Origin of the sequence: Microcoleus sp. PH2017_24_DOB_U_A, from assembly GCF_020738205.1 — a bacterium.
In the GTDB taxonomy this organism is placed as follows: domain Bacteria; phylum Cyanobacteriota; class Cyanobacteriia; order Cyanobacteriales; family Microcoleaceae; genus Microcoleus.
Window position 1 is genome coordinate 33,312 of sequence record NZ_JAEQCT010000017.1, and the last position, 12,066, is coordinate 45,377.

13 protein-coding genes are annotated in these 12,066 nt (G+C 43.4%); 7 read left to right on the forward strand and 6 right to left on the reverse strand.

What is annotated here, in order from left to right:
* Positions 1–247: 247 nt before the first annotated feature.
* Complete coding sequence (locus tag JGK07_RS01910) at positions 248–3,001, reverse strand: valine--tRNA ligase (RefSeq protein WP_293197162.1); 2,754 nt, start codon at positions 2,999–3,001, stop codon at positions 248–250.
* Positions 3,002–3,162: 161 nt separating this feature from the next.
* Here JGK07_RS01910 and JGK07_RS01915 point away from each other — a divergent pair, with 161 nt between their 5' ends.
* Complete coding sequence (locus JGK07_RS01915) at positions 3,163–3,498, forward strand: hypothetical protein (RefSeq protein ID WP_293189288.1); 336 nt, start codon at positions 3,163–3,165, stop codon at positions 3,496–3,498.
* Positions 3,491–3,721, forward strand: coding sequence for a hypothetical protein (locus JGK07_RS01920; protein WP_293174342.1), 231 nt, complete (start codon positions 3,491–3,493; stop codon positions 3,719–3,721). Before JGK07_RS01915 ends, JGK07_RS01920 begins: the two co-directional genes overlap by 8 nt.
* An 83-nt stretch (positions 3,722–3,804) precedes the next feature.
* Here JGK07_RS01920 and JGK07_RS01925 read toward each other — a convergent pair whose 3' ends face one another.
* The 5 genes from JGK07_RS01925 to JGK07_RS01945 are packed head-to-tail and all read right to left on the reverse strand — an operon-like array spanning position 3,805 to position 7,838.
* A complete protein-coding gene (locus JGK07_RS01925) occupies positions 3,805–4,479 on the reverse strand; it encodes an ATP-binding cassette domain-containing protein (protein ID WP_293189290.1) in 675 nt (224 codons plus the stop codon).
* A 15-nt stretch (positions 4,480–4,494) separates the two neighbouring features.
* A complete protein-coding gene (locus JGK07_RS01930) occupies positions 4,495–5,169 on the reverse strand; it encodes an amino acid ABC transporter permease (RefSeq protein ID WP_293174335.1) in 675 nt (224 codons plus the stop codon).
* A 7-nt stretch (positions 5,170–5,176) separates the two neighbouring features.
* Entirely contained in the window at positions 5,177–6,052 is an 876-nt protein-coding gene (locus JGK07_RS01935; RefSeq protein ID WP_293174332.1) for a transporter substrate-binding domain-containing protein, read from the reverse strand.
* Positions 6,053–6,079: 27 nt separating this feature from the next.
* Positions 6,080–6,769: an iron-containing redox enzyme family protein gene (locus JGK07_RS01940; RefSeq protein ID WP_293174329.1), complete on the reverse strand. Its 690-nt coding sequence runs from the start codon at positions 6,767–6,769 to the stop codon at positions 6,080–6,082.
* 28 nt (positions 6,770–6,797) lie between these two features.
* Positions 6,798–7,838, reverse strand: a complete 1,041-nt coding sequence (locus JGK07_RS01945) for a transporter substrate-binding domain-containing protein (RefSeq protein ID WP_293174326.1) — start codon at positions 7,836–7,838, stop codon at positions 6,798–6,800.
* A gap of 793 nt (positions 7,839–8,631) precedes the next feature.
* Between JGK07_RS01945 and JGK07_RS01950 the strand changes: the two genes are divergently transcribed.
* The 5 genes from JGK07_RS01950 to JGK07_RS01970 all read left to right on the forward strand — a co-directional run bounded on the left by JGK07_RS01950 (position 8,632) and on the right by JGK07_RS01970 (position 11,916).
* On the forward strand, positions 8,632–8,895 hold the full coding sequence (locus tag JGK07_RS01950; RefSeq protein ID WP_293174323.1) for a hypothetical protein: 264 nt from the start codon (positions 8,632–8,634) through the stop codon (positions 8,893–8,895).
* A gap of 56 nt (positions 8,896–8,951) precedes the next feature.
* Positions 8,952–9,626, forward strand: coding sequence for a serine O-acetyltransferase (locus JGK07_RS01955; RefSeq protein WP_293174321.1), 675 nt, complete (start codon positions 8,952–8,954; stop codon positions 9,624–9,626).
* Between the two features lies 1 nt (position 9,627).
* Positions 9,628–10,116 carry a Mov34/MPN/PAD-1 family protein gene (locus JGK07_RS01960; RefSeq protein ID WP_293174318.1) on the forward strand — a complete coding sequence of 163 codons (489 nt, stop codon included), beginning with the start codon at positions 9,628–9,630 and terminating at the stop codon, positions 10,114–10,116.
* A gap of 48 nt (positions 10,117–10,164) precedes the next feature.
* Positions 10,165–11,106 carry a PLP-dependent cysteine synthase family protein gene (locus JGK07_RS01965; RefSeq protein WP_293174315.1) on the forward strand — a complete coding sequence of 314 codons (942 nt, stop codon included), beginning with the start codon at positions 10,165–10,167 and terminating at the stop codon, positions 11,104–11,106.
* Positions 11,107–11,178: 72 nt separating this feature from the next.
* Complete coding sequence (locus JGK07_RS01970; protein ID WP_293174312.1) at positions 11,179–11,916, forward strand: alanyl-tRNA editing protein; 738 nt, start codon at positions 11,179–11,181, stop codon at positions 11,914–11,916.
* The last annotated feature ends 150 nt before the right edge of the window (positions 11,917–12,066 follow it).

Genomic DNA, 12,066 nt, shown 5'->3' on the forward strand with positions numbered 1-12,066 from the left:
GCCCCTGCCTTGGGAATTCCGATCGCAATAACTCAGCGACTCTATGAAATATACGATCGCAACCGCAACCAACCCCCCGGTAACTAAAAGCAGTTATTAGATGATGTCCAGTCGATGCCATGGGAGCTCAGAAACCGGGTTTTTTACGAAGATACTTCGTTGTTATGCAGAGATTCGGTAAAAACCCGGTTTCTCACCCCACCCGCCACTACTGTCAACTGCCAACTGCCAACTGACTAATGACTCCTTAAAACAACTTTAGCCGATCGCGCAAAATCTCAGCTTGTTTTTCCGATTCCGCCAAAGCATCCCTCGCGCCCTGAACCACATCAGGAGTAGCCTTATCCACAAACTTCTGATTAGTCAAACGCGCCGCCGTATGCTTAATTTCAGCTTCCACCTTGGCCAGCTTCTTCTCCAACTTACCACGCAAAGCCGCTAAATCGACCACACCAGCCAGAGGAATCAAGACTTGGACAGTACCAACAACCCCAGCAATTGTCTGTCCCAAATCTGCGTCTAAATTAGCTGTCACCGTCAGATTTTCGACTTTCGCCAAATCCTGAATGTAAACGCCTCCATCCAAGAGAATTTGGCGTTCCTTTTCATTTTCGCTTTGCAAAATCGCCGTCACCTTCACACTCGGTTTGATATCAGAATCTGCCCGCAAATTGCGAATAGTGCGAATTGTCCCAAACAACAAATCAAACTGGTGTTCTAATTCTGGATCGATTAGCGATGTGTCAGGTTCAGGATAAGCTTGCAAAGCCAAACAATCACCATCACCCGTTTGAGTCAGAGTGTGCCAAATTTCCTCAGTAATGTGCGGCATAAAAGGATGCAGCAATTTCAGAATGCCTTCCAAAACAAAAGCAAAAGTTTGCTGTGCAACTTTCTTAGAATTTGGTTCAGCATCCTGCTGCAAGCGAGACTTGACTAACTCAATATACCAGTCGCAAAAATCGCCCCAAATAAATTCGTAAAGCCCCTTCGCTGCTTCTCCCAAACCGTAATTTTCTAAACAAGTGCGACTTTGTTGTACAACTTGATAATAGCGAGAAAGAATCCAGCGATCGCACAATTCCAACCCTTCTTCACTCCCCCCCTTAGCAAGGGGGGGCTGGGGGGGGTAAGGACTTCCCAACTGCTGTGGAGTTTGTCCTTCCAGATTCATCATCACAAACCGGGCGGCATTCCACAACTTATTCGTGAAATTCCGGGAAGTCTCGACTGATTTAGATTCATCAGTTTTGCGATCGTACTCCATGCGAATATTCTGCCCGGCCCCAATCACTTCCTTAACCAAAGTGTAGCGCAAAGCATCAGTCCCGTACTTCGCAATCAACAGCAGCGGGTCAATACCGTTGTTTTTACTCTTAGACATTTTGTGGCCGTTTTCATCCAACACCAAACCGTGAATGTAAACAGTCTCAAAAGGCATCTTTCCTGTAAAATGTCCTGCCATCATCGTCATTCTAGCAACCCAGAAAAAGATGATATCAAAACCAGTCACCAAAGTAGTTGTCGGATAGTAAAAATCCAAATCCTTAGTTTCATCCGGCCATCCCAGAGTTGAGAAAGGCCACAATCCCGACGAAAACCAAGTATCCAATACATCTGGATCTCTTGCTAGCTGGACATCTGTGCCAAACTTAGCCTCCGCTTTTTCCCTCGCCTCAGCTTCAGTTTTCGCCACCACAAACGGCGTTGTATCAGTAATCTCGCCGTGAGTTTCGCTAACAGCATACCAAGCCGGGATTTGGTGTCCCCACCACAATTGTCGGGAGATACACCAATCTTTTAGCTTCACCAACCAATCGCGATAAACCTTTGTCCATCTTTCAGGAACAAAGACAGGTGAATTATTTTGATCTAAGGCTTCCAAAGCGCGCTGAGACAGAGGATCGATTTTCACAAACCATTGAGTAGATAGCAACGGTTCGACAGGAACTTTGCCGCGTTCGCTGTAGGGAACTGTATGTTTGTAATCTTCAATTTTTACCAAAACTCCGTCTGTTTCTAACCGCTTTATCACATTCTTGCGGGCAACAAATCGGTCTTGTCCCTGGAACTCTCCGGCATTTTCATTTAAAGTGCCGTCTTTATTCATGATATTGATAAACGGCAAATTGTGGCGCTTACCCATCTCGAAGTCATTCGGATCGTGGGCGGGAGTCACTTTCACGCAACCTGTTCCGAAAGTCGCGTCAACTAATTCATCGGCAAAAATTGGAATTTCGCGATTTATAATTGGCAAAGTGACAGTTTTACCGATAAGATGCTTATAGCGATCGTCCTCTGGATTCACAGCAACGCCAGTATCGCCCAACATCGTCTCCGGCCGAGTCGTCGCCACCTCCAAATAACCCGAACCATCCGTCAAAGGATAGCGGAAATGCCACAAATGCCCCTCAACTTCCTGCTGGTCAACCTCCAAATCAGACACAGCAGACTGACTCGCCGGACACCAATTCACCAAGTAATTGCCGCGATAAATCAGCCCCTCATCGTAGAGGCGGACAAAAGCTTCTAAAACCGCAGCGGATAAGCCTTCATCCATCGTAAAGCGTTCCCGCGACCAATCGACAGACACGCCCAAACTGCGTAATTGATTAGTAATAGTATTGCCAGACTCAGCTTTCCATTCCCAAGCCCGTTCTAGGAATTTTTCTCGACCTAAATCGTGGCGAGTTTTGCCTTGTGCTTTGAGTTGTTTTTCGAGAATAGTTTGAACTGCGATACTAGCATGATCCGTTCCCGGCAACCACAGGGTATTGCGTCCAGTCATGCGGTGATAGCGGACGAGGACATCAATTAGGGTTTCTTCAAAGGCGTGTCCCATGTGGAGGCTGCCGGTCACGTTGGGCGGCGGAATGACGACGCAGTAGGGTTCGCCGCCGCCTTCTGGGTCAGCTTTGAAGGTTTGGTTGTCTTCCCAGTATTTTTGCCATTTGGTTTCGGTGGCTTTGGGGTCGTATTGGGGTGGTAGGTTTCCGGTCATGGTGGCTTGAAGGTTTGATCTTATTTATGATTGTGCCATAGAAGGGAGGAGAAGAGTTTTGAACCGCATCCGCGTCAGAGGCAGAGAGAGGGAAGAGCGATATTCAAGGCGGGGCGGGTTTACGTTAAAATTAAGGTAAAATCAACAGGTTTGATGACATTATGAATGTAGCAGCACTTCGACATCAAATCGATCGATGGCTCGATCGACTCTCTCCAGAAAATCTGGCATTAGTTGCGAGTTTTATAGAGTTTCTCAGCCAAAAGCAACGTCAGGGGATAATCATTTCGCAAAATAATCTGCCAGAGGTTTTCTCAGCAGAAATCCAAGAGATGCCGACTGCTAATTCTTTTAGTATTCCAGAACCCTCAGAAATTGACGGAGAGGGTCAATCTAAAGCAGCGCTTCTACAAGATTTTCGGCAAGCTTGGCACGAAGCCATGAGTGGGCAAACCATTTCGGTTGCTCAAATGTGGGAAGGAATTGAGAATGACTGACTTGCCGTTAATTCAAGTTATAGTTTCGCGAACCTTCAACCGCAATTTACGCACTCTTTCAAAAAAATACCGCAGCATTCGCAATGATATTCAACCCGTTATCGAACAACTCACACAGGGAGAACTGCCAGGAGATCGAATTGCTGGAGTGGGTTATGCAGTCTTCAAGTTGAGAGTCCGAAATAGCGACACTCAAATATTTTCCGAGTTCAAAGATGCTTGAATAATGTAGTCTTTAATTTCTGCCTCCATCTCAAAAATTTCTGTCATTATGCTTTGACTCAATTCGCTTTCTCCAACTAATCCCTAATTATATTTCTCTTTGATCCAGATGCGATCGCCAAAACGCAGAACATAAGACCAGATCGCAGAAGGTAGCTCGGAATGCGTCACCCAAATGACAGATGTACCTGCTTCAATAATTTTTTCAACAATGCCTACAACTTTATAAGCTGTTTCAGGATCTAAATTTGCTGTAATTTCATCGAGTAGCAGGAGTTGAGGAGAGTGTACCAGCGCACGGGCAAATGCTGCCCGTTGCCGTTGTCCTCCTGATAGTTGATTGGGGTACTCATTCGCTTTATCTTCAATCCCAAGCTGAGCTAACTGATGCTTGGCAGCTTCATCTGCTAGCTTTTTACGTTTACCGTTACGCAACCAAAGGGGTAGTGCTACGTTTTCCAGAACAGTCATGTGCGACCAGAGGTATAGTTGTTGAAAAACCATGCCAATTTCTAGCCGACTGTTCACACGATCGAGATGACCTGCTTGGGAAACGACTCTTTCATTGAAGATAATTTGACCTCGATCGATCGATTCTAGCAACGCAATGCAGCGCAACAGGGTAGTTTTCCCGCAGCCACTTTTGCCTTGAATCAGCATACTCTCACCTTTTTCTAGCGAGAAGCTGACATTCTCTAGAATATTGGCATTATTAAACCGTTTGCCCAGATTTTCGATGCTTAGGAATGAACTTTGCATTGTAGGATTGAGAGCTTATATTGTCTCCGTGCCACCCAGTTCTTTGACTTGCTGTACCCGTCTTAGTAAGAGGTTGAGAGGAACAACGGTAGCAATGAACATCGCGGCAACTGTTGAATAAATTTCGATCGGGCGGTAGGTTTGAGCAATGATTGAATTGGCTGTATGAAGGATTTCTGGCACAGCAATTACTGATGCCAGGGTAGAGAATTTGTAGGTGGTGATGTACTGTCCCATGAGGGGCAGCCAGGATTTGCGAAAAACTTGAGGAATCAGGATGTAGCGAATCGTTTCTAAGCGAGTCATACCCGTGCAGTAGGCAACCTCGATTTCTCCAGGGGGGATGGAGTTAATCCCACCCCGGATGATATCTGCAACAAAGGCAGCGAGGCTCAAACCTAGCCCCAACACGGCACAGCTTTGCCCGTCCAGGATAAAGCCGGGGATGAGTAGAGGCAGACTGTAGTAAAGCCAAACGAGTAGGACTAAGGCGGGGAGTGCGAGGAAAAGTTCGATGAAGAATTTGGCGAACCCAGAAATGAGTCGGGAGGATGTGAGGGAAAGCACCCCGACTAACACGCCGACGATCGTTCCAAGAGCAATACTACCAAGACTAATCCCGATCGTGGTTAGTAAGGCAAAGCACAAGGGTAACAGGTTATTCCAGATGATGGAAAAGTTCCAGTTCATTGATGAATTACGACTTGGTAAATTCCCAAACTTTCTTGATGTGCAACCAGTTTGCACCTGCTTTTTGTTCCCACTCCCGCAGGCGACCTTGGTAATCTAAAGATTCTAGGCTGCTGTTGAGGAAGTTCAACATTTCGGTGTCGCCCTTACGCACTGCCCAGGAGACAGGAGTGAGGTTATAGGGGGCTTTGGCAAAAAGGTCTTTGACTTGGGGGTTGGCTTTGGCAAACTGGGAGGTAACATAGGCATCACCGAGGGCAATATTGGCGCGACCTGCCACAACAGCTTGGAAGGCAAGGGATTGGTCGCCACCAGAGAAGCGGGTGATTTTGGCTTTCTTGAAGTTGGCTTTGGCATATTCGTCGCCAGCTTCGCCTTGGGTGACAGCAACGGTGACTCCGGGTTGGTCGATGCTTTCCAGGGTTGTGAAGCGGGTTTCGTCGGCTTTAGTGATGGCGCTGTTGCCTGCGTAGAAGAGGGGATTGGTGAAGTAGACGGATAAGGCTCTGGGGACGGTGACGAAGGTGGGGACGATCGAAACATCAAACCGACGGGAGTCCAGCCCGGTAGCAAAGCCTGACCAATCGGTTTCGATGAATTCGGGAGTCCAGTTGTTGAGCCGCGCAATTTCTTTGATTGTATCTACTAAATGCCCGCCCAATTCTCCAGTGGTTTGGTTTTTGGTGATGGTTGGCGGAAAGACGAGATAGGCGACTTTGATTTTGCTACTGGCTGCGATTTGCCCCAAGGTTGACGTGCTGGTGGTATTTGGACTGGTTTGTTGTGCAGAATTTTTTGTGCATGAAGCCAAGCTGACCAAGAAGACTATTGCTAGTGAAATGGCGATCGTAAACCATCTCTTTCTAAAAGTTTTAATGCCCATTGTGTTCCTCCAAAGGAATCAAAATTTTTAAATACAGCAATCTGTTGTTTTGTCTTGTAAGTGCGCTATTAATCCACGCCACATTTCAGTTTGTGTCTGAAAAACAAATTCTTTTGCCCGATTGAAGGCACTTTCTCCGCCTTCTTGTTTTCTAAGCCAAGCTACAACATCTTCAAACATTTCAAAGTGGTTGGCGACAGCATGAAGCTGAAAGAAACGTAGCCCTTGCTGTGAGACATCTGCTTGTTTCACAACCCGTAGTAGTAGTTGGTAGTCGGGGATGTCAAAAGCTTCATAGATTGCGATAGTAAACAGGGCTTCTGCAAGGGGCGCTTGCCGACAGTAGGTTTGCAGCGCCCGATTAAACAGGGAGGCAAATGCAGGTTCCTTTAGAGAATCTTCTTCCCGAGCGCCAACGGAAGCTAAAAAATCTCGGTACAACTGGTTGTGGCTCTGCCCACTTTTTCCGCCCAATTCTTCGTACAGATTTTTCGCTATTCCCTCCCACAAAAATTCATTGGTGCAGCACCGCTCACCCACAATAAAGTTGAGGTGGCAGAAGTCATAGCGGATAAAGTGAAAAGCTTCAGCAAATTGCTTTAAGCCCTCAATATTACTTGTAATATCACACAGAGATTTTTCCACCGCCAATTCTTTGAGAATTCGTTCTTCGTCATTAATTATTTGTTCTGCTAACAGACTAAATGAAATTTTCACAATTTGACTAGCTCCTTGCACTGATGATTTATGAAACTTGATTGACCAACTTCAAAACAGCATTAACAGAGGCGGTTAATTGTTCTTCATTTGGGTGAAAAGCAAATGCTGGATACAATTCCAAATCCTTCACACATCTTATATTGAGAACTTGCCAGTTATTCTCATCAGCTACACTTTTACAAAGAACGTGGTCAGAGCATAGAATAGGAATCACATCACTTTCCTTGGACTCAAAGGCTTTCATATAACTAAAAGCTTTTGCTTTGTCTGCAAATGCCTCTCGCTCGTAATAATTACCGAGCATACTGACTACCCAATCTCCGATCTCATTTTCTATGTAAACCAACCGAACACGTTTATGTGGTAAATCTTCTAGAAAGTCTGCATCAATTTCTATTGGTAGAGTAACTGCGGTCAGTTTAAGTTTTCCCCCTGAATACCACGGATCAGATAAGCGGTAATCAAAAAATCTGCCTGGTGCAGCCAGCATGAAAGGGGCAATTCCATGAACTTTACGTTCAGCAATTGCAAGAGGCATTTCTTGCCAAGTTAAGTATTGCCATTCTGTGTCTATCCCAAGCAAATCACCTACTCTTTCAGCGCAGTCAATGGCAATACCAATAGGCTTTTCTCCATACCTTTCCGGAGGCTCTGCCCAATTTGGATAAACAAGAGTATACCCAAGTTTCCATGAGCGATTATGAGCTATTTCTTGCCAGCTAGAATCAACTACCTTTCCCCGAATACTGGCGCTGTACCCTGCCGCTTCAAGCAGTTCATTCAACAAGCCATCAATCGTATCAGAAACTGGAAAGGGATTATGAGGAAGATTCTGATAGACTTCATCTAAGCGACGACCTAAAAATACTGCAATACGATTAACAATTGCTTTTGACGGAACGTTTTCGCCCCTTGCCCACCGATAGAACTGAGCTTCCCCAACCTGGATTTCAGCCATGAATTGCTGCTTTGTCCAGTTTGCTTTGGCAAGATAGCCTTCCACAACCTGAACAAATTTTGACTGAGACCCGGTATCTTCAGAACGAGTGCGTTTTGGGCGTGCCATTGAGATTATTTACTCTCCTTTTTTTTTGAAACCAATAGACTCGCAATAAAGCTGACTTGCTGCGAGGTGCTAGTTGCCCTGCTTGCATTTCAGAGGTCAAGCTCGGCTGGCAAGCTTGAGGTCGTTGCAGCTAGCTGTATGCTAAGCCCACAAAAGTTTACACCATATAGCTAGCCTTTGAGCATCACAACTGTAAGTTTTGACGATCTTGATAAGACAAATTCATTTGCCATCTGCCCCAATCCTAACAGACATACGCTGGATCGTCATGAGTGGATGCCGTACCTAAGATAATTAAACATACTCATTTTGCAAAAACCGGAAATCGTGAAACGATAGTCTTCCTTGCCAGACTGATTGACACATAAGACTTTTCCTTTGTCCCAGAGGTGCGGGAAACCTAACCTATTAGGTCTACCCACTCGATCGGGACTTACGAAAAGAGTCTTTTACACTATCTGTAGAGTACGCAGTGCATACTCTACAGATAGAGTTTATGTGTAAGTCCTATCTATAAAAGGGTGCGGAGCAACACAAGAGTAATGGCTCAGCAGCCCTCCAGAGTGGCTTTACGCCAAGATTTGGTCATTCCAGGGAACGTTTTGGAAGGCTTCTGCAAGAGCGATCGACTGCTAAATTATATTAAAGATAGTCGTGATTGTCGTAAAACGCAAAAAATATTTGCAAAATATGTTGACAAGAGCAGGCGCGAGTAGTAAAGTGTAAATAACAAACGAAAAGAGTCCTGCCTCGGCAGAACTCTTCTGAAATAAACTTTCCCTCTAAGATTACTATGAAACTTGAAGCTCTGACAAGTGCTGCCGCTTCAGATGTAGGCTATTGGGCTGTTCGCGATCGCCTACCCGAAGAACAGGTCATTCTAGATCCCAATACCCTACTGGAACCGCCTGCTCCAGAAAATCCAAAGAGACTCGCGATCGTGGTCGATCGCACCCTAGAGTCTGGACTAATAGCCAATGCTGTCGCGATCGTCTCAGGCGGCTTGCAATGTGAAGCCTTTGGCTCCCCAATTCCTGATGCTCATGGGAATCTTTAGCCTGCAAGTCTCTGGAATTCAGTAGCTCTGATTACTCTTCTTGTGAGGTTCACTGTATGTTGCTCACTTTTAGTCGTCTCGATCGTCAAATCAGTCAAGTAATCGAGGGTCTCTTGCAATCCCATTTATCAGAAAGCTCTATCAGCGAACTTAAAACTCGGGAGATTATTGATCAAGTAAACGATCGAATTTACGATGACTTGATCTGCTTTTCTAATAAAGATCCAGCGGCGAAAAAATCGCCTGAGTATATTTTTGAGAGTTATCTCTCTTTTCAAGCTCTCATGTATTATCGAGTAGCCAATGCCTTATATTATAGTTGTCACAGTAATGGAAATGAGATAACCCATCTAAAAATCGTTGCGCGAAGGATATCCGAGCAAGCCAAAGCTAAAAGTGGAGTTGAAATTCATCCAGCAGCCACAATTGGTCGTAGATGTATTATAGATCACGGCTATGGTACTGTGATTGGTGAAACTTGTGAAATTGGTGATGACTGTTACATTCTTCAAGGCGTAATTTTAGGTGCAAGAGGGATTTCTGGAAATCAATATAGTAAAAGGCATCCAACGTTAGGAAATCGTGTGGAAGTAGGTGGATGTGTCAGGATTTTTGGTGCGGTGACAATTGGTGACGACGTAAAAATTTCTCCTTATATTGTCATCACCGAAGATATCCCTGCTAATTCTAAAGTATTGCTACGAACAACCAATCAAATTATCAAGAAATAAAATGAAGGCTATCTACATACAAGGTCAATCTCTACGTTCAGAAATAGAAAAAAATATTTCTGAGGAGCTGCTTGAAAAAGTTTACTATTTTGCCCGCCAAAGTTATCCAGATGAATGCTGTGGGTTAATTCTTGAAAAGGGCATCAGATCTTGCAAAAACATTCAAAATCAATTACATCAATCAGATCCAGTAACTTATCCCAGGAGCGCAAGAGAAGGGTTTGTTTTTTCATCAGAAGATTCCTTGTTCTTAAGCAGAAATATTGCTTCAGTCAATCCAGTCAAGGCAATCTATCATTCTCATCCTGATGTAGGAGCTTATTTCAGCAATGAAGACAAAAAAAATGCTCTATTTGATGGCAAGCCAATTTATCCAGTAGATCACCTGATAATTGATATACAAAGAGATGAAATTATCTGTTCTAAACTATTCAGATTTATTGCAGAAGATTATCAGTTAATTGCTGTTTTTCCTGGTAGAAAGATCTGAGAAGATACTCAAAAAAAGATTGCAAAACACAAAACAGTGATACTAATTATGATTTACAACTCAATTTTAGAGACAATTGGTCAAACTCCAGTGATTAAGCTTCAAAAAATAATTGATAAATCCCTTGATTCAAAGTTTGCCATTTATATAAAAAATGAAACGTTTAATCCTGGAGGTAGCCACAAAACTAGAATTGCCTTTAATATGATTAAAGATGCCGAAAAACAAGGGATTCTCAAACCAAATACAGGACAAACAATTCTCGAACCAACTGGAGGAAATACAGGAATGGGAATTGCTATAGCTGCTGCTATCCTCGGCTACAATGTGATCTTAGTTATTCCTGATAACTATAGCTCACAAAAACAAAAATCATTAAAAGCGTTAGGAGCAAAAATTATCCTTTCTGATAGTCGTAAAGGAGGTAATTCACATGGTGAGCTAGCAATGGAAATTCAGATTGAAAATCCTGAGTATGTGATGCTAAATCAAGGTCAAAATCCAGCAAATCCAGAAATTCATCGATTAACAACAGCTCCAGAAATTCTGGAAGACTTTCAAAATGAAACAATTGATTATTTTATTGCCAGTATTGGTACTGGAGGTCACATTACAGGAATAGGAGAAATTCTCAAAAAAGAAAAACCAAAGGTAACAATTATAGGAGTTCAACCAGACGGCTGCGAGCTTCTAGAAAATAAATTTTTTCCTCACAATATTCAAGGTCTTGCTGTTGGCATTATCCCCAAAGTATTGAATGTTAATATCATAGATCGAATGATTTCTGTAACATTTGAAGAGTCATTACAAATGATGAAAAATCTGAGCGTAAAAGAAGGCTTGTCAGTAGGTATTTCTTCTGGAGCTAATGTCGCCGCTGCTTTAAAAGTTGTTGAGGAAGTTCAGCAAAAGAAACAGCTACATCACAAAGTCAATATTCTGACGATGGCTTATGACTCAGCTATTGATTACTTAGATCTTTTTGATTGATTTTTTGATGACATCAAGCTTTGTTGCTCAGTTTTGAGTAAACTGTGAACTTTCCAAAATAAGGAGATTGAAATGACGATTTTTATTCTTAACAGTCCAGAAAAACTACCCCCAACTCAGAAGTTGTGGATTGATGAACCCTATCAGACTGAATGTGAAGCTACCGTGCTGCATACACAAGATGATTTGCTGGTAACAGATCGAACTATATTTTATGCAGAATCAGGAGGGCAAGTACCTGACAAAGGCTTTATTGACGATGTAGCTATCATTGACGTACAAAAGCAACCCGGAAAACCTATCTATATAAACCGTCCAGATGTCGAAGTTCCGATGGTACAGATTGATACTGTGGTGGTTCATAAACTAGATAGTCCTTCCCCTTTTATCGTAGGACAAAAAGTGCATATGAAGATTGATTGGGATTATCGATACAAGCTAATGCGTTACCACAGTGCAACTCACTTTGTTTTACACGCCCTTGAAGAAATCTATGGTCATCAAGAAAAGCTATATATCAAAGGTTGCTATATATATGAACAGAGTGCCCGTTTAGACTACGCTAATAAACTCAATCCTGAACTGATTCCAAAAGTGTCTACTTTAGCTAATAATTTGATTGCTCAAGGCGATGAAATTTTGATGGAGTCAGATCCTAGTACAAAAGATATCTCTTACTGGCGTTATGGTGATATCATTATTCCTTGTGGTGGGACTCATGTAAGTAGTGCCAAAGAAGTGGGTGCCGTTTCTTTGAAGCGTAAAAGTCATGGTAAAAATCTCGATCGAATTTACATTTCTCTATGTTAAAAAGTTGGAGCGAGTTAAAATCTCTTTGGCACATAAACTGAATGTCACTCAAATCCAACTTCTACCGAAACCCTGACATTACTTGCGATTCAAAGAGGGGGATTAACAATCGCCCCTATTGGTTGAACCATCCGGGTCAATTTCCACCAA

Bases quoted from the DNA above. Each gene is read 5' to 3' on its own strand.
- JGK07_RS01910 (WP_293197162.1), bottom strand. From the start codon at position 3,001: ATGACCGGAAACCTACCACCCCAATACGACCCCAAAGCCACCGAAACC.
- JGK07_RS01915 (WP_293189288.1), top strand. From the start codon at position 3,163: ATGAATGTAGCAGCACTTCGACATCAAATCGATCGATGGCTCGATCGA.
- JGK07_RS01920 (WP_293174342.1), top strand. From the start codon at position 3,491: ATGACTGACTTGCCGTTAATTCAAGTTATAGTTTCGCGAACCTTCAAC.
- JGK07_RS01925 (WP_293189290.1), bottom strand. From the start codon at position 4,479: ATGCAAAGTTCATTCCTAAGCATCGAAAATCTGGGCAAACGGTTTAAT.
- JGK07_RS01930 (WP_293174335.1), bottom strand. From the start codon at position 5,169: ATGAACTGGAACTTTTCCATCATCTGGAATAACCTGTTACCCTTGTGC.
- JGK07_RS01935 (WP_293174332.1), bottom strand. From the start codon at position 6,052: ATGGGCATTAAAACTTTTAGAAAGAGATGGTTTACGATCGCCATTTCA.
- JGK07_RS01945 (WP_293174326.1), bottom strand. From the start codon at position 7,838: ATGGCACGCCCAAAACGCACTCGTTCTGAAGATACCGGGTCTCAGTCA.
- JGK07_RS01950 (WP_293174323.1), top strand. From the start codon at position 8,632: ATGAAACTTGAAGCTCTGACAAGTGCTGCCGCTTCAGATGTAGGCTAT.
- JGK07_RS01955 (WP_293174321.1), top strand. From the start codon at position 8,952: ATGTTGCTCACTTTTAGTCGTCTCGATCGTCAAATCAGTCAAGTAATC.
- JGK07_RS01960 (WP_293174318.1), top strand. From the start codon at position 9,628: ATGAAGGCTATCTACATACAAGGTCAATCTCTACGTTCAGAAATAGAA.
- JGK07_RS01965 (WP_293174315.1), top strand. From the start codon at position 10,165: ATGATTTACAACTCAATTTTAGAGACAATTGGTCAAACTCCAGTGATT.
- JGK07_RS01970 (WP_293174312.1), top strand. From the start codon at position 11,179: ATGACGATTTTTATTCTTAACAGTCCAGAAAAACTACCCCCAACTCAG.